We start from the raw sequence: 23,073 nt of genomic DNA on the forward strand, positions 1-23,073 counted from the left end.
GGTGGGATGTTTGAATTTACGGTTCTATTTTTTTTAATTTTTGGATGTTTGCATAGATTTTTTCGGCAAGTATCGGTCCAATCCCTGAGACTTCCTTTAATTCTTCTACCGTGGCATCGGTTACCTTTTTTTTCGTATGGAAATACGATAAGATACTCTTTCGCCTGCTGGCACCAATGTCTTCGATATCATCCAGAATCGTCTTCAGTGCTTTTTTCTTTCTTTGGACACGTTGGAAAGTGACACCGAACCTGTGGGCTTCATCTCGCAAATTACGAAGGAGGCGCATCATGGGCGAATGGATATCAAAACTATAAGGATGTTTTTCCCCTGGGAAATAAATTTCCTCTCTTTTTTTGGCAAGACCCACCATCGGAATATGACCAAGCTCTAAAGCATTAGCAGCTTCGGCAGCGCGTGAAAGTTGAGTCAAACCACCATCAATCACAATAAGATCCGGAAGAGGTTCTTCTTCGTTGATTAAATGACTCAGCCTTCTTGCAATCACCTCGTGAATCATCCCCGGGTCATTGATCCCTTCATACCCACGCATTTTATAATGTCTATAACCCGCCTTATACGGCTTTCCATCCACAAACATCACACCACTGGCTACGGGAGAAGATCCCTGGAAGTGAGAAATATCATAACATTCGATGGTTCTTGGCAATACAGGCAAATTCAGTTTTTCTTGGAGTTCCTTCATGGCCACCGATTGGTCCCGAAGTTTAGTCGCAAGGATTCGCTCGGTTAAACTCAAGTCGGCATTTTTTTCTGCCAAACGAAGGAGCGATTTCTTTGGTCCCATCTCCGGGAATTTGAGTTTGATCGAAGTTCCAAATTTTTCTGTCATGGCTTCGACAAAAACATCATAATTTCCTTTTGCCGAAGGAGGTAAAAAAACAATACTCGGAAGGACTGTGACATTTAGATAGTAGTCACGAAGAAAGGAAGTAAACACTTCTTCATCATCCGAGAAAGAAAGTCCCGTCAGTGGAAAGGATTTTTTACCTTCCAGTCTACCACCTCGCACTTCCAGAATGATCATCTGCCCTTCATCTTCTCGTTTGCTAATGCCAAGAATGTCTTCATCTCCACCGTCCATACTGACAACGGTTTGTTTTTCTCGCACTTGGTTGATTTTTTCAATCCTTGCTTTTAAAAATCCCGCTCTCTCATACTCCAACTTTTCAGAAGCCTTCACCATAGCGGTTTTTAATCCAGAAACCAATCGTTCTTTTTTTCCTTCTAAAAAGTTTAAAATTTCATCCACTAACTCGGCATAGGTTTCTTTGGTAATATTTCCCTGGCATGGGCCAAGGCAACGTCCCATATGAAAGTTGAGACAAGGCCTCTGTGGTTTTGCCAGCGGGAGTTTGAGTTTGGTTTTACGAATTGGAAAGATTCTATGTATCAATTCCAAAGTATCTCGGGCAGCTTTGACATCGGTAAAGGGACCAAAGTAGCGATCTCCATTGTCTTTTACCTTTCTTGTGAGAAATACCATGGGGAAATCCTCACTTGTGGAAACACAAAGGAAGGGATATTTTTTATCATCCTTAAGTCTTACATTGAACTTAGGATTGTATTTTTTAATCAGAGTGGCTTCGAGAAGTAAGGCTTCCTTTTCTGTGCTTGTAGCAATCCAATCTAGATCATACAATTCTACATAAAGGGCACGTGTTTTGCGATCTTTTTGATTGGGATTTAAATAAGAGCGAACACGAGACTGTAACTTGAGTGCTTTGCCTACATAGATCACTTGTCCATCTTCATTTTTCCAAAGATAACATCCTGGTAGACTTCCTAAATTTTTAATCTTTTCTTGGATGGTTTTTAGAACGAGTGAATCTTTCATTATAGATACTTATAGGAATTTTACGTTTACAATTCTTAGACAGTCTGTATCCCTAGGGTATGGATATGCGTAAAATGATCAAATTCATAATTTTTGGTCTAGAAGGTTTTAATTACGGAATCGGTGTCCCCACTCTCCTCGGATATATTTACTTTTTTACAGAATGGTCGGGAGAAGAATTTCAAATCATTCTAATTTCTACTTCTATCGCCGTTTTTTTCATTCTTGGGTTTTGTATTAGTTTTTATTGGATTCGGTTTGCCCCGGTATCCCGGATTGGAACACCGGAAGCCACCAAACGAGATCACAAGTTGGCTTATTTCTGGTTGGATCATTTAGGAAAAGTAGCGATCATCGATATGATCATCCGTTATGCCATTGGATTTTTATTTGTTCTTTTTGCCCTTCTCTTCTATTTAAAATCCAAAAACTTTGTACTCATGAGTGAAATGGCCATTGGCCTTTTTCTCACACTCGCTGTGACGGTGATCTTCCAATCCATCTTTGTTGATTATGTAGAAAACAAATTCAATATCAAAGGAATCCTTCTCCACATTCGAAACGATCCTACCAAACGAATCAACACAAGGAAACTTTCTAGAGACTTAGGTTTCCAAACAGTCCTTGCTTTTTTTGCTGCCATCCTCATTTTATTCATCGTCAATTACCGACTCAATTTCAAACAAGAATTGGATCTCGTCAATACCAGTATGGAACAATCGGTAATGGACTCAGAGACACTCATGCGTGTGACTCTTGTTGATTTCCGAGACAGGCTCACTCTTTCTATCTTTGCCGAGAATAAATTAAAAGACCAAATTGTTAAAAAAGACATCCAAGGGATCCGCGCAGTTCTAAACGACATCCAATTAAAAAGCACAAACCATGCAGTGGAAGCTCTCTTCTATTACAAACCAGAGGAAGGAATTTTTGTTTCGACCAATGAATATGATCGATCCAAAACAGGATCCATCTTTTTTATAGAAGATGTGGAGCTTGCCAAACAAGGCCCACTCCGCCATACAAGCATTCGTTCCAAAATCTCTGGAGATATCATCTCCCCTTACACTCTCCCCGTTTACCAAAACGATCAGTTTCTAGGATACGTGGGAGGATTTTTAAACATAGGAAAACTCTCTAGTTTTATCTTAGGAAATATCAAAATTGGAGTTTCTGGAAAGGTCGGTTTTTTTGATGGAGACGGAGCCGTTATCTACTACACTAACAAAAAAGAAATCGGAACTAACGCCAAAGCAAAGTTAGTTTTTGATATTCCTTTCCAAAAAGAAGAAGCTCTTGGATTTGCTGATTCCACGGAAGACGGAACCCTAAAAAGAATTTTCTATGTTAAAAATCCGGAATTCAACTATGTCATCTTTTGTATCTTTGAAAATGCCGAATTGTATGAAAAAACACTGACAAGCCTATTCACTACACTCGGAATTTCGATCATCGTTGTTTTCATCATTGGAGTCATTACAGTTCTTGTGATCGAATCCAAACTAAAACCACTCGAGCGAATCAAAGCAAGAATCACAGAAATGGTAAAAGGAAATTTACAATCCGATTTTTATGACTCGAGTCGGGATGAAATTGGAAGTATGGCAAACGCCATGTTTGATTTCCAAACCAAATTACGCCAAATCGTCAACCAAACCCAAACCGTTTCGAATGAACTCACAAATACGAGCTCCGACATTTATGGGTCGATGTTGTCCTTATCAGATGCGGCACAAAACCAAGCAGCCAGTAGCGAAGAAATTTCGGCTTCCGTAGAAGAAATCACAGCCGGAATTGAAAGTGTGGCCCAAAGAACAGAAACCCAATCTTTTACACTGGTTTCTCTCATGAAAAAGATGACGGAACTAAACCAGGCCGTTTCTGAAATTGATAAAAAATTCCAAATTGCCGATGTACGGGTGGAAGAGATCACAAACGATGCTAAGTTAGGTGAAAAATCTTTGAGTGAGATGAAACTCTCCATGGATAAAATCTACGAGTCTTCTTCCGAGATGACAAATGTTGTCGAAATCATTCACAATATCTCAGAACAGATCAATTTGCTCGCACTGAATGCCGCCATCGAAGCGGCAAGGGCCGGGGTGAGTGGTCGAGGATTTGCCGTCGTTGCCGACGAAATTTCCAAACTTGCAGATAAAACTGCCAAATCCATTGATGATATTGAAGAGCTCATCAAACAAAACGAAGGTGAGATCAAACAAGGTCAGGAAAAAATTGACCAATCCATTGTCATTTTAAGTGAAACCATTTCGGGAGTGAATTCCATCAACCAAATGACAAAAGAAATTCGGACTGTGGTTCAAAAACAGATTGAAACCAATGATGAAGTGAACGAAGGTGTCACTCAAATTCGTGAACTCTCCGAAATGATCAAAGAAGCTACCGACGAACAAAAGATGGCGATGTTAGAAATTTCCAGATCCATGGCGGAGATCAATAACCATGCACAAACCACAGCTATGTCTAGCGAAGGAACCAAATCCAGTTCTCAAAATATGAACCAGTTATCAGAAACTCTAAGAAGAGAGATCAATTATTTCCATGTCTAAATCCAAAAACAAAGTACCTTTCAAAACAAGACTATATGCTTTCCTCATCCCTCTGTTTCTCGGACTTGTTTCGGCGGTTCTAGTCAAATACTACGTCTTCACACCGGTTCATGTTCCGAATCAATTTATGGAGCCCACTTTAAAGAATGGATCCACTGCTTACTTCAATCGCCTGTTTCGATCCAAACAATTAGGAATCGGAGATATAGTCCTCGTTCGTTCTCCTCTGGATTCTGAATCCGTTTTTATCGCAAGGATTGTGGGGAAACCAGGAGATACCATCCATGTACAAAAGCGGATGGTCTTTCGCAACGGCTCCCTCCTAGATCCGTCAAGTTTTCCCGAATCTGCCTCGAGTGATATTCCCCTCATCCCCCAAGGGAAAACAGAAACCGATGATATGCCAAAACTCACGGTTCCTGAAAAATCCTTTTTCTTACTCGCAGACAACAGAGAACTCGGAGTGGATTCAAGAACCTTGGGCGTGGTACAAGAAAGCCATGTGATTGCCACCTTATGGTAAAACGGAGTTTCGATGATTGGATTCAGTTTTTTGAATCCACTTTACTCATCATAGGATCGGCCCTCCTACTTTCTGGAATCTTTTTTTTAGTTGCCTTTAACTGGAATCAGTTGGATGGATTCACCAAACTGGGGATCGTTGGTTCACTCAACCTCATTGCCTATTTTTTAACCATTTTCTTTCGGAAAACAACATTCTATTTTGAAATTGGTCTTACCATCATCTTTTTTCTCACAGCCTCTGCCTTATTTACCTTTGGCCAAATCTACCAAACAGGGGCCGATGTTTATGATCTTTTTTTGGGATGGGCCGGACTCACTTTCCTCCTCCTCCTTGTTTCTCGCTCCGGTGTAGTGACTGGTTTTTGGTTTGTTTTGGTTGCGGCAACAGTATATCTCTATTCCGACCAGGTATCTAACGAGACCGAATCCTATCACTTATTCACGATCACTTCCGTTTTATTCGGTGGTGCTGTGGTCGCATTAGATTGGATCAAAACAAATATTTATTCTGATAAATCAAAAGTTTTTCTTTCTGGGCTTGGTCTTTTCATCACGCTCTCTTTTCTTCATTCAGTGGCATCAGGATTACTTTGGACTGGGGAAGAAATAAAATCCCTCCCCGAATATAGCTTCTACCAAATCCTAGTTCCCTTGCTTTTCTTTGGTTTTTATTATTCGTACTACCGCTTTGTCAGGTTTCGGCTCCTGAACCTAACCATCATTTTACTATTTGGGCTCGGACAGGTCTTTCTATTGGCAGTGGATCTATTCAAAATCTGGGCTTATAGTTCTGGGGTTAGTTTTTTACTCTTTGCCCTTTGGATCACAGGTTATACTCTTTGGGCCGTAACTCATCTCAACCACCTAAGAAAGACGAAACTGAACACAGGAGACTTGCCGTGAATGTAGTTTGGTATATAGAAATTTTAAGTTTTTTTGGATCTCTCCTTGCGGGAGGATTTTTTTTACTTTGTCTCGTGGTTCTTGGACTTTTGAACTATGAACATCTAAATTTACTTCTCGGCCTTCTTGTGATGATTCTTGTATCCATCCTTTCTTTTTATCCTAAAGAGAAACAGAAAGTAAGTTTAGGACCTGTCCTCTTTTCTTTTCTAAACCAAGGTTTTGTTTTATTTTTATTTGGAGTGCATAAAGTTTTTAAACCATCCGATACATCCTTTCTCTGGATCATTCTCGGCTTTCAGATGGCCTTCTTTTTTTTCGTATCAAATCCCATCCAAAGATTCCTCTCTCCGATTCTATTTTTTCTATTTTCGATGGTCTTACTTTTGGAATACAATAGTCTATTTGTGGTTCCACTACTCACCGTTGTTTGTTTGGCTCTATTCTTTCGCTTTATAGAATCAGAAAAAATACCAAAAAACTTTGAAAGTTTACCGTATTCTCTTGGTATCTCTTTACTCTGTTTGGCTAGTTCTTCGTTTTTTCCAGAACTGAAACAAAATCCCGAAATTGCAGAAGTCCAATCCGTAATTTTTTATCTGGCTGGATCTGTATTCTTCTACAAAGAACTCATTCATAAAACCGATCCTATCAAACTCGGAGCGATTCTCTTATTTTTTGGTCTTATTTTTTTTCCCACTCTGGAAACACCCGGTGTCATCGCCTCCTTCTTTCTCCTCCTCATCGGATTTGCAAAAGGTTTTCCATTTTTATCTTATTTGGCCTGGGCCTCTCTGGTTTTGTTTTATTTTGGTTTCTATTATGACCTAGACACAACCCTTTTAGAAAAGTCGCAAATGATGCTTGGTTCCTCCTTTCTATTTTTTCTTTCTTACTTTTGTTTGCGACTCTCTCCACTTGGTAAAAAAAGATGAAAGAAAAAAGTATACTCATCCTCCTCGTCAACTTACTTTTGTTATTTGGAATTCTTACTTATTCTGTCTCTAAAAAAGAATCCATCCGACGGGAAGGCCGATTAATTTTTTTACCTCTGGTTCCTAAAGACCCAAGATCCCTATTCCAAGGGGATTATATGATTTTATCCTACGACTGGGGTGTGCTGGAATCGGAAAAAAATGCGAAAGCTCCCAAACGTGGCTGTCTAGTGTTTCAAATTGAGAATGATTTCATCCGCCCCATCCGATTACAATCTTCCTTCACTGACATACAAACTTCAGAGCATTGCCTTCAGTATTATAGAAGTGAATTTGAAATTAAAGTGGGAGCCGAATCTTTCTTCTTTCAAGAAGGTGATGCCGATATTTTTAGCGAAGCTAAATACGCGGGCCTTCGTTTTATCGAAGGGAATACCGACGGAGATAAGTTACTAGTTGGATTGTATGACAAAAACAAACAACGATTAGGCAGTAAGAACTAAAGGTAAGTCCACAAAAAATTTGGTTTTTCCTGGTTTGGAATCAAAATGAATCCGACCTTGATGCCTTTCGACAATCTTTCTACAAATATCAAGACCAAGACCGCTCCCTTCCCCTGAAGGTTTGGTGGTGAAAAAAGGTTCAAAGATTCTCTCTTGGACCTCCATTGGAATTCCGCACCCACTATCTTCTACTGTCACGCGAACCAGGTCCCCAAAAACTTCTGTCCGAATTCTCATCTCCCCTGCGAAAGTCATCGCCTGTAGCCCGTTATAGATTAGATTCGTCCAAAGGTGCAATAACTCCTCGGGATATCCTTCCACAAGAGGAATAGGATTGTATTCTTTAATGAGAGCCACTTTTCTTTTGAATTGGTTCTGGTAGAGAGTGATGACAGTTTCTATATTTTCCTGAATATTTGTTTTTGCAGGGCTAGAAGATACTTCAAACCGAGCAAAGTTTTTTAAAGCAAAAGTCATTTTACTCGCACGTTCCACAGCAAGTTGCATAATACTCAAAGATTGGAATACTGTTATCTCCTCCGCTAACAAAGAAATGACGGCAAAGACATCAGAGTCTTGGAATAGAATTTCAAACTCTTCCAGGATATTTAAATCAAATCCCGAATCGATTAAATTATAAGAAAAGGATTCGGGGATCTGTTTTGACGCAAGCCAAGTTTCAATTTCTTTTCTCCGCCGCATCCTCTCCTTACCCGATACCATCTCCACTCGAGTTTTTAAAACATCCAAACAACTAAGAAATAATTTCTGCTTTTCGAGACTAGGAATAAGGTCTCTTAGTTCCTTTTGGAATAAAGAAATCTCGGAATCAAAGAGAGCTTCTTTTAGATTTTGTGCGGAAGCATGGATGGCAGCGATGGGGTTATTGATTTCGTGAGCAATTCCCGCAACCAGTTGGCCAAGGCTTGCCATCTTTTCAGAGAGGATGAGTTGGGCCTGGGTTTTTTTAAGACTTGTGATGGTCACTTCCAGTTCCGCATTGGAGTTTTTTAAATTCCTTGTCCTCTCTTCCACTTGGCGTTCCAAACTTTCATTCAGTTCTCGTAATTCCTTTTCTCTGGATTTTAATGCTTCGTTGATTTCATTTTTTCGTAAATTGCTGATGGTGAGGGCAATTTGGTCTCCGAGTTGGCTGCAAAATATAATTTCATCTTCTTCCCAAGTATGTGAGTTTCCTACATGTTCAAAACAAAGCGTGCCAATGAGCTCTTCTCCCATACGAATGACACCGTCTAACATGGCAGTGATGCCATTTGGTTTTAAATAGGATTCAATAAATCCTTTGGTTCTTGGATCTGTATAAGGGTCACTGGCATCCACATACTTTTCAGTAACAAGATATTGGAACTCTTCTCGAAATTCGATTTCTTTTAGAATGGCCCCAGAGGAATGAAGGTTTTGACTTAGAAAAAAAGTGTCTACATTGTGTAGTTCATTTTTGGATTCATTAAAAAGCCAGACTCCCACCCGTTCGATTCCAAGAAGCTTAGACACCGATTCCGTGATGAACTTGGCAAACACAAGGATCTCTCCAGAACGTACTGCTGGATGGGAGGAGACCTGGGCTAAAATCTTTTGTTCGGCGCGCGCCCGGTTGAGCTCTTTTTCTAAGCCTTTCATGGGTAATTTAGATTCCTATTGGACGGATTCTGTTGGCAATTATTGGCAAGACGGGTAGAAATTCTCAATTTCTTAAGGCTTCTACGCACCTTCAGGTCTTAAAATGAGTGACAGAGACCCCGAACCCGAAATTCTGTAATTAAAAAATCGTTTCATCTCTAGATACGAGCCTTTTAGGAGAAACTCATGGTAAAAATCGCAATCAATGGTTTTGGTCGCATCGGACGACTGGTGCTTCGTTCCGGAATCAAAGATCCCAATTTAGAATTCGTTGCAATCAACGATCTAGTCACACCGGACAACCTTTCTTATTTATTCAAATATGACTCCACTCACGGTCGTTTTGACGGTGAAGTATCCCACACAGACAACGAAATCATTATCGATGGCAAAAAAGTAAAAACCTTCTCCGAAAGAGACCCAGAAAAACTCCCGTGGAAAGAACTCGGAGTGGACTTTGTGATTGAATCTACTGGTCTTTTTACGGACCGAGTGGGTGCTGAAAAACACATCAAAGCAGGTGCTAGAAAAGTGGTGATCTCTGCTCCCGCAAAAGACAAAGACATCCCTACTTTTGTAATGGGTGTGAACCATGAAAAATATGATTCTGCAAAAGACAATGTAGTATCGAATGCATCTTGTACGACAAACTGCCTTGCTCCAATCACAAAAGTCGTTCTCGACAACTTTGGAATCGTAGAAGGTCTTATGACTACCATCCATGCGATGACAGCAACCCAACCGACTGTAGACGGACCTTCTAAAAAAGACTTCCGTGGTGGACGTGGTGCTGCTCAAAACATCATCCCAGCATCCACTGGGGCTGCAAAAGCAGTAGGACTTTGTATTCCAGAAGTGAACGGAAAACTCACTGGTATGAGTTTCCGAGTTCCGACTCCAGACGTATCTGTTGTGGACTTAACGGTTCGCACAGAAAAACCAACATCACTCGCAGAAATCAAAAAGAAAATGAAAGAAGCGAGCGAAGGTTCTATGAAAGGAATCCTTGGTTACACAGAAGATATGGTGGTTTCTAACGACTTCCTAGGAGACATTCGTTCTTCTATCTTTGATGCCGATGCTTGTATTGAACTTAGCTCAACTTTTTTCAAACTCGTATCTTGGTATGACAATGAAATGGGTTACTCAAACCGAGTGCTCGATCTAGTTCGTTACATGGCAAAAAAAGGCTAAGATGAAATTACCTCTTCTAGAAGAACAAAATCTAAAAGGAAAACGAGTCTTTGTTCGTGTGGACTTCAATGTCCCTGTCGAAAACGGCAAGGCCACGGACCAAACTCGGATTGAAAAAACCCTTCCCACTTTGGAGTTACTGATTTCCAAAGGGGCAAAGATCATTCTCGGAAGTCACTTAGGTCGCCCCAAAGGCGGCCCTGAGCCCAAGTATTCCATGAAACCTGTGTTTGATGTTCTCTCGACACTCGTCAAAACCAAAGTCAGTTTCTCAGAATCTGTGATTGGCCCCGATGTCGTGAAGATGACGAATGCACTGGGTGAAGGGGAAATCTTACTTTTAGAAAACCTTCGTTTCCATAAAGAAGAAGAGGAAAATGCTGCTGGTTTCTGTAAAGAACTGGCGAAGCTTGCTGATGTCTATGTGAACGATGCCTTCGGAACCGCTCACCGTGCCCATGCCTCCACAGAAGGTGTGGCGCATTTACTTCCGGCATTTGCGGGACTACTCATGCGTAAAGAAATTGAAGTTTTGAGTAGCCTTCTTGCTCGTCCCGAACGCCCTTTTGTGGCGATTGTTGGCGGCTCCAAAGTCAGTTCTAAATTTGCTATTTTAAAAAACCTACTCGAGAAGGTAGACCACCTGCTCATTGGCGGGGGAATGGCTTATACCTTCCTCAAATCCAGAGCCGTTCCCGTGGGTAAATCCCTTGTGGAACCGGACTTTGAATCCCAAGCTTTCCAACTCATTGACAGGGCAGGAATCCAAGGAGTTGACCTCCAAATTCCTGTAGACCATATCATTGCTGATGCCTTCGATCCCAATGCCAAAACCAAGTCCGTGGACAAAATGGGAATTTTGGATGGTTGGATGGGAATGGATATTGGTTCCAAAACCATCGACAATTATGTAAAGGCAATTAAAGAAGCCAAAACCATCCTTTGGAACGGGCCTATGGGTGTGTTTGAAATGGATAAGTTTTCCAAAGGGACCATCGAAATTGCAAAAGCCATCAGTAAATCCAAAGCCAAAACGGTTGTGGGTGGTGGGGATTCCATTGCCGCTGTGAATAAAGCGGGAGTAGCCGACAAAATCACTCATATTTCTACAGGTGGTGGTGCTTCCTTAGAATTTTTGGAAGGACGAACCCTACCTGGTGTACAATGTTTACTCCCTAAGGAAGAAAAATAAGATGAGAAAGAAGATCATTGCTGGAAATTGGAAGATGAACCTGACATTGGCGGAAGCCATTACCATAACTAAAGGTTTGGTATCTGCAAGTGACGCATCGACTCATGAAGTGATGGTTTTCCCAAGTGCTCTGCACTTGGAGTCTGTTGCTGGATTGGCAAAAGGATCGAAACTCATCGTGGGAGCACAAAATGCTTACCAATCCGGACTCACAGCGATGACAGGAGAGATCTCCCCTACGCAACTAGCGGAGCTCGGGATTACTACTGTTCTTGTGGGCCATTCCGAAAGACGCCAATTCCTCGGAGAGACTTCTGAGTTTGATAACGCTAAGATCACTTACTTTTTAAAAGCAGGACTTCGCGTGGTGTACTGTGTGGGAGAAACCTGGGCAGAACGAGAAAAAGGAAACACCTTTACTGTGTTAGAAGACCAAATTAAAAAAGGTCTCAAAGACATTACAAGTGACCTATTCGCGAATCTTGTCATTGCCTATGAACCCGTTTGGGCCATAGGAACCGGAAAAGTTGCCACTCCGGTAGAAGCAGAAGAAGCACATGCCTTTATCCGTAAGGAAATTGGTAATTTATTTGTAGGTGCAGGTGCGATCGCAGAGAAAATTCAAATTCTCTATGGTGGTTCGGTAAAACCGGACAATATCAAAGATTTACTCACCAAACCAAATATAGACGGTGGCCTCGTAGGAGGAGCCAGTCAAAAATTAGATTCATTTTTAGGACTTTTGAAATAAGGAAACATTATGGGATTTTTTGCAGGAACCATCCTCACACTTTTTATTCTACTTTCACTCTTTCTCATCCTTCTCGTCATGATCCAAACTGGAAAAGGCGGAAGTGCAGGAATGTTAGGTGGATCAACCGCGAGCCAATCGGTATTTGGAGCATCCACTGCTGACGTGATGACAAAAACCACAAGAGTGGCTGCGATTCTATTCATCGTCCTCTCTTTGGCTCTTTCCTTTGTTTTCGCAAAAAAAGACGAAGTTTTGGTTCCGGATTTGGAACCAAGTTTAGAAGCTCCGGTAGAAACTGATGGAACACCTTCCGAAGTACCGGCTCCTACTACTCCTTAATTTATTCTTCTTTAGTGTCGGTCTCTATCCAGAGACTGGCATTTCCGAAAAAGAAAATAGATTAGATAAGGAAATCCTTAGCCTTTACCGAGAGATCGCTAAAGCTAGGGAGCTTCTAACCTACGAACAAGTTACATCTTTACCTGCCAACACCACCATTAGTTTTATTGGAACCTATCCCAATCGAACTGGGATTCGCATTCGTAAATACAAAGTAGATCCAGACCCACAGAACAAAAACCGAATCAAACATTCTGAAGAAAAATCCATCCTTTTGGAATTCAATGGTTCCGTTCTTTCTAAAGTGGAATTACTTGTGGTCACAGAAGATACGGAAATCGAACAAAAAACAAAAACTAAAATTTCGGATACTTCTCCTTTGGATGAATCTCTGAATGATATGGAGATTAGTTTTTCTGGCATTGATGGAAGTGATAGTTTTCCCCTCTCTTCTCTTCGTAATGATGAAATCAAACAGGAACGTAACGATTTCAAAAAAGATTTTTATATCAAATTCCTTTTGGATTTCCATAGCCAACTGGCAGCCATCACCGCCTTACAAAAAACTGGTGGTAATAAAAATCAAAAGTCTATGTTCAAACAATTGAACCAGTCTTTAGGGTATTAATTTGCCTGAGAATTCGCAAAATCCTGACTCGTCATCCGTAGAAAAAGTTGCGGAGAAAGCACGAGAACTAGAAGCAATTTATGACGTAGTCCAAGACCCACTAGTACTCATTGACTCCGATTTTAATATCCAAAGAGCTAACCTAGCTACTATCCTATTTGCAAAAAATAATAAATACGATGAACTCTTAGATCGTAAGTGTTACGAAGTATTGTACCAACGAACGGATATTTGTCCCTATTGTCCCAAACTCAACGTCAAAACAAAAGACAAAAATCAAAACTATTCCACACCGATCACACGAGAGATATTCTTTCGATCGGAAGATAAAAAACAAACCCTACTACTCGAATTTTACCCTTACCCCAAACAAGAAGATCTATTTTGGATGGTGGAAAAAATCTCCGATGTAACCAAACAAAGAGATAAAGAAGAAGAATCCTTTCGAATGCGTAACCTTGCCTCTCTTGGAATTTTAATTTCAGGAATTGCGCACGAATTAAACAACCCGCTAACCGGAATTAGCTTAACATTACAGAACCTAAAGGCAAACTGGCAAAACCAACCTCCCGAACTCATTGAAAAACGTTTGGATATGATTAAAAACGATATATCCAGAGCTGCCATCATTGTATCGGATATCATTTCCTTTGCCAAAACCGACAAAGTAAAAGTAACTCTCGGAGATATTGTAGAGACCATCAACCGAGCCAAAGATACTGTGATCCGCCTTTACCCGCATTTGAGTAAAAACATTGTTTGGCGAATCTCTTGCGATTATGATTACCAGTTCCCTTTCCATCCCGGAAAAATGGAACGTTTGTTTATGAACTTATTTCGCAACTCATTGCAAGCATTTGACTACAGGCCCGGCGAAATCTCCATTGAACTGAGAAAAACAAAAAACTGGCTCCATATCATCATTGAAGACAATGCGGGAGGAATCCCCGATGCCATCATCCAAAAGATTTTCGATCCATTTTTTACGAGTAATAAATCCGGAACAGGAACGGGCCTCGGACTTTCCATTTGTCACTCCATTGTCAAAGAACATGACGGCAATATTTCAGTAAAGTCAGTAGAACAAAAAACCAGGTTCACCATCTCCTTTCCTCTTACCAATGATATCACGGAGCAAAATCCATGAAGAAGTCGATTCTAATTGTTGAAGACATCCATTCCATCCGCGAAGCGATTATGGACTTACTCAGTACGAAGTTCAATGTGTTCGGTGCCGAACATTTTGAAGAAGCCGTTTGGTATCTCACCAACGAAAAAATTGATTTAACCATCACGGACATTCGTCTTCCCGGTAAGTCGGGGATTGATCTAGTCACTCTCATCCAAAGAGAATTTCCTCATATATTGTATGCGTTAATGACCGCTTACAATATCAACGAATACATTAAATATGCCAAAGACCTTCATATTTGGAATATCATTCCTAAATACAGCTTTTTAGACATCCACCTCATCGAAGTGATGGTAGAAAAACTGCTTTCCAATGATATCTTTGGAATTGAAAAGTATTTCACAAATGATTTCAAAGTGTATTCGCAAAACATCAACAGCGAATTTGAAGATGCACCGTATAACGGAATCATATACAAACAAATCAAATCCGACCAAGACCGCTCCATCCTTTGTGGCAAAATTTCCAAAAACCTAATTCAATTAGGAGCACCGAAAGCCATCCAACAAGTCTTAGAAGAACTCACGTCGAACGCCATGATTCGTGCTCCCCGCACCCATGAAGGGGAATACAAATACCAATTTGAAATTCCAAGCCATGATATGGTGGTTCCTCTAGACAATATCCAACTGATGCCAGATGATTATTTTTTAATTGGATACGGGGCTACAGAAAGCACAATATTTATCGTAGTGCGAGACCAATTCGGATCCCTCAGGAAAGAAGAAATTTTACACAGACTGGATCGCCATATCAGTATCGACGATTCGACAGGATTTCCAAAAGGGCTTGAAGACAGTCATGGACGAGGACTTTATATTTGCCGCGAGATTTCAGACCAACTCATCTTCAATATTGAAGCAGGAGTTTGCACAGAAACCATTGCGATGATCAATAGAGAAGGAAGGACTGGATTCAAATCTCTTTCTATCTATGAAGTGGATCCAAAACCAAAACCCAGCCCCTAAGCGGTAAACAAAATAGCTTTAGTTCCCGTGAACCAAAGCCTTAAGGAACCTATAAATCTAGAAAATGAATGGTTTAAAAGATTTGAAATTGCATCAAATCGGATTTGGATTGCATATAAAAAGCCGAGTTCGATTTTCCCGGAAAAAATCGCACTGGTAACTCTGATGGAGGAATTCGTTTGGAACGAATCAAACTCCCTTTTGGATTGTAAAATTGGATTTCTGATTCGGATAAAACTACATACACTGGATCCGTTGCAAAGATAGATTGGTACACCCCACCTGACTTTTGTTTGTTTTTTTCCCAAACCAACTTCCCATCCTGATAGAAAGCCAAAGAATCCGGTAAATTGAATAAGATAGACCCGTCATTTCCCGTAACAAAATAGAGTTTGTGAGGATAGAATTTAGGAAGGGAAAATTCTTCGACCTCTTCTCCTTTTTCATCCAAAACCAAGGTAAAATCTTTATCGAGTAAAGAATAATGAATAGAGGAATATTTTCCATCGGGAGAGAGCGAGACCGATTTAAAGAATGAATCTTTTTTGTCCTTGGAGAGTTCTCTTTCAAACAAAACATTTCCCTTTTCATCCAAACGGTACAATTCACCACCAGAAAAAAGAACGATGACCCCTTTGTTTTTAGAATCGAATTGGTAATCGGTTAAGAATCTTCCGTTTAACTCTGATTTGCCGACCCGGTTTCCACTTTCATCCATTAAAAATACAGTATTGTTATCACCCGATAAATACAAAACGGGAGAGGCAAAGTATCCACTCCTTGGATAGGAGTTGATTGGTTTTTTCCAGAAGAGTTCTCCCGCATCCGAGAAAAAATTCACCTCGTCCCCAATCTTTTCGTACAAAAGGTACCCATTGGAAAGTAAAGGGAAGTCGACTAAAAACTTAGGATCTGCATCCAAAAATTTTCCTGTTCGAAACGAATAGTATTTCCCACCGATTTTATACCCGTTGATGGTTTTCACAGGATCTTCCCCTACTTTGGGAGAGCTCGTTCCAAACCGTCCTTCACTGTTCCAAATCCAAGTTTCGCGGATACTGGGAACCAGATTTAAATCCACATCCCAACTAAAAAAGAATAATAGAAAAAAACCAAATGAATAAATGATCGTCTGCCACATACTAAACGTTCCTTTGTTTTAATGACTGGTATAATAAAAATAGAGCGGTATTACTCGCATTCTCTCGAATGCTTTCCCTGTTCCCTGGAAAAATATAGGAATGGGTTTGGACCTGACCATCTGGGTTCTTTAGTCCAATCCAAACAGTGCCCACGGGTTTGGAATCCGATCCCCCGTCAGGCCCTGCAATCCCTGTGATGGAGATACAATAATCGGCTTTTGTTTTTTCGAAAATTCCTTTTGCCATGGCTTCCGCAGTCTCCCGACTAACAGCCCCAAACTCTTCCAATACATCGCGAGGAACACCTAATAACGATTCTTTCATCTCATTGGAATAGGTTAAAAATCCCCCCACAAAGTAGGAACTAGATCCCGGAGAGTCTGTCAGTTTTTTTCCAAGTAGCCCTCCCGTACAACTTTCTCCCACAGCGATGGTTAGTTTTTCTGAGAGTAAAGTTTCATGGTCATAAGTAAATACATCATCCGAAATAATCTTTGGATATTCTTTTTCTAGTCTTTGGATGGTTCTATCTAATGATTGAGAATCCGTTGATTGGAAAATACATTTGATATAACCACGGTTTGCGGTCACACCCCACTCTACATTCTGGAATAGTTCTTCTCTATTGGCTTCCACAAAATCCTTTTGGTATAAGGACTCTCCGATATTCCACAACCACTTGGTTTGTTGGACTAAGTTTTCTCGGGGATAAATTCGTTTGAGTTCCGGGACAAGCCTACGTGTAAACATCTCCTTCATCTCCGAAGGAACCCCTGGCATACAAACCAAATAGGAATCTGTTCCAATGGGTTCGACAAACCCAACGGCAATTCCCACTGTATTGTCTAAGGTTTTACAATCTTCAGGAACATGTGTTTGGCGAATCACAGTCGGCAAAATATCGCTATATTGTTTTCCTCTCGATTCATAAAATCGCGTCAAACGGATCTTAGCTTTTTCTACGGAATAAGATTTTTTTCCACTCAGTTTCAAAACGGTTTCCAATGTATAATCATCTTCTGTCGGACCAAGCCCACCTGTCATCAGTGCAAGCACAGGTCTTGTTTCTGCGAGTTGTTTAAGCGCCTTTAGTTCGGAAAGAATGAGATCTGGATCGTCAGGAAGGCCGATGAATTTTTTAACCTTCCAACCAAGTTCAAAGAGTTGGTTTGCCATCCAACCCGAGTTTGTATCCAAACTGCGGCCGGCAGTGATCTCAGAACCAGTCGCAATGATAACGATATATGGGGCTTCCACGATCGTTCCTTAAGCCTCTTCTTTCGACATCTTTTCGGGAGAGGAAATTCCAAGAAGGGTGAGTCCACTATCCAAAGCATACTTGGTATACAAAACAAGCGCAAGAAGTGTATCTCTTTCTTTGCCGGCCTTGTCTTTGATTCGGTTGTCTTTTTGCGAATAGAACTTAGTGAACGACTTACTTAAGGATTGAAGATAATTTGTAAGCCTATGTGGTTCAAAACTAGTTGCTGTATCATAGACTTCTTCTTGGAGTCTTGCCACCCAGAAAAGAAGTCGAGTTCTCTCTTCTTGTTTTAAAAATTCGACGGAAATTCCTGACTGCAAGGGTTTTAATTCCATAGGAACTTGTAATTCTCGAAAGATGGAACAGATCCTCGCATGCGCATATTGAATATAGAATACAGGATTTTTATCGGATTCATCTTTGGCTAAGTCCAAATCAAAATCGAGAGGAGCATCGGAGCTTCTCATTAAGAAAAAATACCGACCCACATCCCTTCCTTGTTTTCCTAAATAAGAAAGTAAATCTCTCATGGTTTGGAAAATTCCCAAACGTTTGCTCATTTTGACTTTTTCTTTGTTCTCGATCAAATTCACTTGTTGGGCAATTAGCACTCGGAAACTCTCATCAGTCTTTCCAAAGGATTTCACAGCCCCTTTGAGCCTTGCAATGTATCCGTAGTGATCCGGTCCCCAAATATCAATGAGTGTATCAAATCCTCGTGTGAATTTATTATAATGATAAGCAATATCAGCCATTAAATAAGTGGGACGACCATCTTCTCTTCGGATCACACGGTCTTTATCATCTCCATACAAAGTGGAAAGGAAATGAAGTTTTCCATCAATCGTTGTTACATCTTCTTTTTTTAAGATAGACGGAACTTTTTCTACATCCCCTGCTTCATGGAGACTACGTTCACTAAAGAACAAATCAAAATTCACACCAAAGAGGGCCAAATCTTCCTTTTGACGACCTAAATTGTATTCCACCGCATAACGAGAAAGAAAATCGATGACCTCATCCCAGTTCTCTTTGGCTACAGAATCAAATACAAATTTCGTTCTTCCCTCATCTTCCAAACATTGGAGGGCAATGTCTTTGATGTATTCACCACGATAACTTTCCTTAGGTAAAATCCGTTTTTTGATGAGGGAGATTACAGGTTCCTCAGACTCTTCTTCCTGGAAACTAATACTCTCACCCTTTGATTCAAAAATGCGAAGTAATACCGCCACACCAAGCAAATACACTTGGTTTCCATAATCGTTCACGTAAAACTCTCGTTTGACGGTATGACCAAGACTTGTTAGTAAATTGGCAAGGGCATCCCCATAAGCCGCAGACCTTGCCGAAACAATATTCATCGGGCCTGTGGGATTGGCGGAAACAAACTCGAGGAGGATTTTTTCTTTTTTAGGGGATTCTGCAAATTGAACAGGCGACATGACAGATCCCACATACTGGTTCAAATAATCAGAATGGATTCGAAAATTGATAAAACCAGGGGGAGAAAAAGTAACAAACTCAAACATTGAATCATTTTTGATTTCCGAAAGGACAGCTTCTGCGATTTCTTTTGGGTTTTTGTTTAGTAAATTTTTGTTTTCTAAAGCAAAGGGTGAGGAATAATCTCCAAACTTTTCATCGCGAGAGTATTCGATTCGAATTTTTAAGTTATCTTTAACGGAGCTTAGGTTGTTTTTTTCTAGATAGACATTGACCGCTTTCTCCAATTCAGAAAGCACTTGTTGTTTTAATAATTGATTTACATTCATTTTTAATATTTAATTTCCATCTTTAGTTTGTCCGAATTGTGCCAAAGTTCAAAACTTCTCTGTTTGAACCTCGCCACAAAATGAGGGATTGATTCAGTTTCTTCCCGAAGGGTGGTCTGGAAAGTTTCAGACTGTTCCTTTCCCGATTTTACTTTCTCGTTCCTTCGTAAATTCTCACCCTTCAGTAAAAGCTGGAACAAAGCAAAAAAAACAGAAAGAGTCATACAAAGTAAAATTGTCTTCGTAATGGAATTCATAGATACCCTAGTGTTTTATAAAACTCGAAGTATGATTTTAATTCTTTTCCGAAGAGAGATCGTAAAAATTGATTCAAAATCAGATCCCCGTCCCTGTATTCGGTTTCCTTCGGAAATATTCCGAGCACATTCGAAAATTTCTTTGATAACATAGTATGAAATAGTTTCAAAACAGGCAAATGATCTTTGGGGATAGGATGGCAGTCAGAACATAAAAATTCACGTTCGGCCACAGAAAAATGAGCTGCCGGTTTCAAAAGCACCTCTTCCCCACAGGTATGGCAATAGAACTCTGTCGGGAAATGGCCCATATGGGAGAGAGCACGCAATTTAAAAAAAGGGAGGATTTGTTTTTGAAAACCCTTTTCGTTTGATGTCTCCAAACTCCCGGATAGAAGTTGGAAGAGGAAGGGATGGCTTTCTGCTTCTAGATAAATCATGGAGGTAAGTTCCGTTAGATACAATACAAACAAAGTGCCTAAGTAGTCGGACTTCAATTCATCATACCGATTCACAAGATGAACTTCCTTAATCGACTTCCAGTCTTTCTCCGCCTGATCATAATAATCCAACTCCACAAGAGAACCAAGCTCTGTCGTGATGATGGCACGGCGTTTGGACTTACGAATCCCTTTACTTAAAAAATTCATCCGCACTTGCGATTCGCCAGCAAGACTGATCAGCCTGTCACTATCTCCAATATCACGGCTCTGGATGACAATCCCCCTCTCTTTTCGGATGGCCATCTATCTTTCAAACACCAATTCTAAACATTCATCTTCTTTTTTACGCATCAAGATGGCGTCTTCTTCGTTTGTTTCATGATCATAACCAAACAAATGTAAGATTCCATGAACCAGCAGACGATAGAATTCATCAATGAGGCTATGTCCAATTTCTTTTGCCTGAAGTAGGCAAGTATCCATAGAGATTACCACTTCCCCTAAAATCTGAAAGGGAATAGGAGGAGATTCTGAATACAGTGGAAAAGATAGAACATCGGTGGTTTTGTCCTTCCCCCTTCTCTCCCTGTTAATTTCCCTCATCAGTGCATCATCCACAACCAGGATGGAAAGTTCTAAAGATTGTAAAAACTGAGGGCTTACATATTTAAGAATCCGTTCGCAGTTCTCCACTACTAATTCCGGTTGGATTTCCGAGTCTCCCCACTGGTCATTCCAATGGGTCGCAACCATAAGAGTGGAATTCATTTTTTTGTTTTTTTGGAACCGGCAGCTTCCAAAGCTTTAGTATCTTCTGGTTTCGGGTATTTCGGCCTTTGGTGCAAACTAGAAAGTAAAACTTCTTTGAAGCTGGCTTTGATGATTTCCAAATCTCCAATAGTTAAACCACTTTCATCCAACTGGTTTTCTGCTAGTTTGGAATTGATGATTTTACGAATTAGTTCATCTAAACTTTCAGGAGACACTTCATCGAGCGAACGAGAGGCGGCTTCCAAAGAGTCGGCAATCATCACAATCCCTGTTTCTTTACTTTGCGGTTTGGGACCTGGGTATTGGAAATCTCGTTTGTTAATATTCTTTCTAGCAGATGCAGAAATACTTTGTAAGGCTTTGTGATAGAAGAATGCCATGGTGGAGGTTCCATGGTGTTCCGGAATAAAACTGATGATTTCTCTCGGAAGCCGTGCTTTTTTTGCCATCTCAATCCCATCTAACACGTGATCAATGACAGTTTTTGCAGCAAGGGCTGGATTGTTTTTATCGATATGTTCTGGTTTGGGAATCAAATGTTGGTTTTCGACAAAAAAGCCAGCATTCGGAATCTTTCCTATATCGTGAAAGTAAACACCCACACGAACAAGAAGCCTGTCCAAGTTTAGATTTTGAGCCGCACGTTCCGATAAAGCCGCTACCATAAAGGTATGGGTATAAGTAGAAGGTGCTTTGGTCAAAAGTTGTTGTAATAGTGGATGGCCCGTGTCGGCAAGTTCAATCAGTTTGAACCTTGTCGGAATATTAAATACATATTCATACATAGGAAGTAAGAACTGAACCGCCGTCGCACTTGCAAATCCATTGATAAAACACATCACCGTGATTCGAAATAAATTCGAATTGCTTAAGTCCCGAAAAAATCCAGAACCAGTTGATACAAAAAATTCTCTTCCATCAAACAAATAACCAGCGGTGGTAATGAGAATTTGTACAAAGCTAAGTAAAAATCCTGCCTTTAAAAAATCAATTCGCTTGAGAAGTCGCCTTCCGTAAATGGAACTCATTACTGCAACAGTAAAGGCCAACATAAAAGAAGTGGGATTGTATCTGGAGGCAAAAAACACAGCAAAGGCTAGAAAGAAACCAATCGCAATCGAAAGTTGTTCGTCGTAAACAAAACCAAGAAGTAAACACAACATCCCTACTGGAACAAACATCCCAAAATAGTATACTCCCGACAAATCACTGTCAGTGGCATAAAAGACCTTGGACAAAAGGTAAATGGAGGCGATCACAATCCAAAGTGTAAAAAAGATAATTAGATTGCTGGAAAGGTCATTCAAACGGTTCGGCCGATAACGTATGAGATAAAATCCAACAATCACAATCAGAACACATTGGGTCATAAAAATAGAAACAATGGATGCTAAATTGGCCCTGGTCGCATATAAGTTCATCATATCCAATTTCAGTTTGACTTCGGGAGTGATCACATCTCCCGAACGTACCACCACTTCATTGGCTTGGATTCGACTTTTCTGAACAGGAATGGAGTTCGTTGCCCGCGTGCGCGCATTTTCTGTTTCCTCTGGATTGTAATTACAAGCCGGATAGGAATACACATAATAAAGTCCAATACGAGACACAGCTTTGAGTAAAGACTCCGATACATTCGGTAATTTTTCAGAAGCTAACTTAGACAATACGGAGGCAACAGGTCCCTCTTTATAAATCTGAGATCTTGGGATGACTAAATTTCCATCGATGATCGAGGTTTGGTCTTGGGTTCCGATATTTCGAATTTTGGCTCCTGCTTTGTCCAAATCTTTAGCAAAGGGAAGGTCTTCTTTGACAATACAATATTTAGAAAAAATTAAGTTGGTATATTGTTGGATAAAGTTCTTTAACTTTTCTTTTTTCGGATAATCCAAGATGGCTTGGATTTCTTCATTGGTGCGGTTCCGCCATCTGGGAATTCGATCCTTAACAACGGCAGGTGTTCCCTTACCTTCTGCTAGAATGGTGCGGAGTAACTCCACATCTTCCGAAAGATTGGTGTCAATCCCTGCGACTAAAATTCCAAAGTCTTTATCAAAAGCAAAAGGAACATTGGCACTTGCCTTTTGTTTTTCTGCGTTTGTTTTTTCAGTATCTTCATAAGAAAATTCTTTTACCGATTGGATGGTTTCGGGAGCAATTTTACCTTCCGAAAATAATCCATCAGGATCTGTATTGACACTGGTTTGTCCAAAAAA

The 23,073-nt window shown here is 40.4% G+C and carries 21 protein-coding genes; 12 read left to right on the forward strand and 9 right to left on the reverse strand.

All coding sequences use genetic code 11. The annotated features are described in order from the left end of the window. Positions 1 to 16 precede the first annotated feature (16 nt). Positions 17 to 1,858, reverse strand: coding sequence for an excinuclease ABC subunit UvrC (gene uvrC / locus JWG41_RS01585; RefSeq protein WP_205268230.1), 1,842 nt, complete (start codon positions 1,856 to 1,858; stop codon positions 17 to 19). Positions 1,859 to 1,932: 74 nt separating this feature from the next. Between uvrC and JWG41_RS01590 the strand changes: the two genes are divergently transcribed. Genes JWG41_RS01590 through JWG41_RS01610 form a run of 5 tightly spaced genes read left to right on the forward strand, consistent with a single transcriptional unit; the run spans position 1,933 to position 7,294 of the window. Then, positions 1,933 to 4,428 carry a methyl-accepting chemotaxis protein gene (locus JWG41_RS01590; RefSeq protein ID WP_205268231.1) on the forward strand — a complete coding sequence of 832 codons (2,496 nt, stop codon included), beginning with the start codon at positions 1,933 to 1,935 and terminating at the stop codon, positions 4,426 to 4,428. Then, a complete protein-coding gene (gene lepB / locus JWG41_RS01595; protein ID WP_205268232.1) occupies positions 4,421 to 4,951 on the forward strand; it encodes a signal peptidase I in 531 nt (176 codons plus the stop codon). The genes JWG41_RS01590 and lepB overlap by 8 nt, the downstream gene beginning before the upstream one ends. After that, on the forward strand, positions 4,945 to 5,856 hold the full coding sequence (locus JWG41_RS01600; RefSeq protein WP_205268233.1) for a DUF2157 domain-containing protein: 912 nt from the start codon (positions 4,945 to 4,947) through the stop codon (positions 5,854 to 5,856). The genes lepB and JWG41_RS01600 overlap by 7 nt, the downstream gene beginning before the upstream one ends. Beyond that, positions 5,853 to 6,791, forward strand: a complete 939-nt coding sequence (locus JWG41_RS01605; protein ID WP_205268234.1) for a DUF4401 domain-containing protein — start codon at positions 5,853 to 5,855, stop codon at positions 6,789 to 6,791. The genes JWG41_RS01600 and JWG41_RS01605 overlap by 4 nt, the downstream gene beginning before the upstream one ends. Continuing rightward, positions 6,788 to 7,294, forward strand: coding sequence for a GDYXXLXY domain-containing protein (locus tag JWG41_RS01610; protein WP_205268235.1), 507 nt, complete (start codon positions 6,788 to 6,790; stop codon positions 7,292 to 7,294). Before JWG41_RS01605 ends, JWG41_RS01610 begins: the two co-directional genes overlap by 4 nt. Here JWG41_RS01610 and JWG41_RS01615 read toward each other — a convergent pair. Further along, on the reverse strand, positions 7,277 to 8,935 hold the full coding sequence (locus JWG41_RS01615) for a GAF domain-containing sensor histidine kinase (protein ID WP_205268236.1): 1,659 nt from the start codon (positions 8,933 to 8,935) through the stop codon (positions 7,277 to 7,279). The genes JWG41_RS01610 and JWG41_RS01615 overlap by 18 nt on opposite strands. A gap of 186 nt (positions 8,936 to 9,121) precedes the next feature. Here JWG41_RS01615 and gap point away from each other — a divergent pair, with 186 nt between their 5' ends. Genes gap through JWG41_RS01650 form a run of 7 tightly spaced genes read left to right on the forward strand, consistent with a single transcriptional unit; the run spans position 9,122 to position 15,202 of the window. Next, a complete protein-coding gene (gene gap / locus JWG41_RS01620) occupies positions 9,122 to 10,129 on the forward strand; it encodes a type I glyceraldehyde-3-phosphate dehydrogenase (protein WP_205268237.1) in 1,008 nt (335 codons plus the stop codon). A gap of 1 nt (position 10,130) precedes the next feature. Next, complete coding sequence (locus tag JWG41_RS01625) at positions 10,131 to 11,321, forward strand: phosphoglycerate kinase (protein ID WP_205268238.1); 1,191 nt, start codon at positions 10,131 to 10,133, stop codon at positions 11,319 to 11,321. 1 nt (position 11,322) lies between these two features. Then, positions 11,323 to 12,072, forward strand: a complete 750-nt coding sequence (gene tpiA, locus JWG41_RS01630) for a triose-phosphate isomerase (protein WP_205268239.1) — start codon at positions 11,323 to 11,325, stop codon at positions 12,070 to 12,072. A 9-nt stretch (positions 12,073 to 12,081) separates the two neighbouring features. Then, on the forward strand, positions 12,082 to 12,414 hold the full coding sequence (gene secG, locus JWG41_RS01635; protein ID WP_015679931.1) for a preprotein translocase subunit SecG: 333 nt from the start codon (positions 12,082 to 12,084) through the stop codon (positions 12,412 to 12,414). After that, complete coding sequence (locus JWG41_RS01640; RefSeq protein WP_205268240.1) at positions 12,374 to 13,042, forward strand: LIC_12096 family protein; 669 nt, start codon at positions 12,374 to 12,376, stop codon at positions 13,040 to 13,042. Before secG ends, JWG41_RS01640 begins: the two co-directional genes overlap by 41 nt. 1 nt (position 13,043) lies before the next feature. After that, positions 13,044 to 14,189, forward strand: a complete 1,146-nt coding sequence (locus JWG41_RS01645) for an LIC_12097 family sensor histidine kinase (protein WP_205268241.1) — start codon at positions 13,044 to 13,046, stop codon at positions 14,187 to 14,189. Beyond that, positions 14,186 to 15,202, forward strand: coding sequence for a response regulator transcription factor (locus JWG41_RS01650; RefSeq protein ID WP_205268242.1), 1,017 nt, complete (start codon positions 14,186 to 14,188; stop codon positions 15,200 to 15,202). The genes JWG41_RS01645 and JWG41_RS01650 overlap by 4 nt, the downstream gene beginning before the upstream one ends. A 73-nt stretch (positions 15,203 to 15,275) precedes the next feature. Here JWG41_RS01650 and JWG41_RS01655 read toward each other — a convergent pair whose 3' ends face one another. From JWG41_RS01655 to JWG41_RS01685, 7 genes are all read right to left on the reverse strand, one after another. Then, positions 15,276 to 16,343, reverse strand: a complete 1,068-nt coding sequence (locus JWG41_RS01655; protein ID WP_205268243.1) for a hypothetical protein — start codon at positions 16,341 to 16,343, stop codon at positions 15,276 to 15,278. Position 16,344: 1 nt separating this feature from the next. Beyond that, on the reverse strand, positions 16,345 to 17,601 hold the full coding sequence (locus tag JWG41_RS01660) for a nicotinamide-nucleotide amidohydrolase family protein (RefSeq protein WP_205268244.1): 1,257 nt from the start codon (positions 17,599 to 17,601) through the stop codon (positions 16,345 to 16,347). Between the two features lie 9 nt (positions 17,602 to 17,610). Continuing rightward, positions 17,611 to 19,383, reverse strand: a complete 1,773-nt coding sequence (argS, locus tag JWG41_RS01665; RefSeq protein ID WP_205268245.1) for an arginine--tRNA ligase — start codon at positions 19,381 to 19,383, stop codon at positions 17,611 to 17,613. A gap of 2 nt (positions 19,384 to 19,385) precedes the next feature. Beyond that, positions 19,386 to 19,640 (reverse strand): hypothetical protein, encoded by a 255-nt coding sequence (locus tag JWG41_RS01670; protein WP_205268246.1) that lies wholly within the window; start codon positions 19,638 to 19,640, stop codon positions 19,386 to 19,388. Beyond that, positions 19,637 to 20,386 carry a DNA repair protein RecO gene (recO, locus tag JWG41_RS01675; protein ID WP_205268247.1) on the reverse strand — a complete coding sequence of 250 codons (750 nt, stop codon included), beginning with the start codon at positions 20,384 to 20,386 and terminating at the stop codon, positions 19,637 to 19,639. The genes JWG41_RS01670 and recO overlap by 4 nt, the downstream gene beginning before the upstream one ends. Further along, positions 20,387 to 20,851: an rRNA maturation RNase YbeY gene (gene ybeY, locus JWG41_RS01680; RefSeq protein WP_205268248.1), complete on the reverse strand. Its 465-nt coding sequence runs from the start codon at positions 20,849 to 20,851 to the stop codon at positions 20,387 to 20,389. It lies immediately after the preceding gene. Next, positions 20,848 to 23,073, reverse strand: a 2,226-nt coding sequence (locus tag JWG41_RS01685) for an HD family phosphohydrolase (protein WP_205268249.1), incomplete at its 5' end; no start/stop codon positions are given. The genes JWG41_RS01685 and ybeY, both read right to left, overlap by 4 nt.

Source organism: Leptospira chreensis, assembly GCF_016919165.1.
In the GTDB taxonomy this organism is placed as follows: domain Bacteria; phylum Spirochaetota; class Leptospiria; order Leptospirales; family Leptospiraceae; genus Leptospira_A; species Leptospira_A chreensis.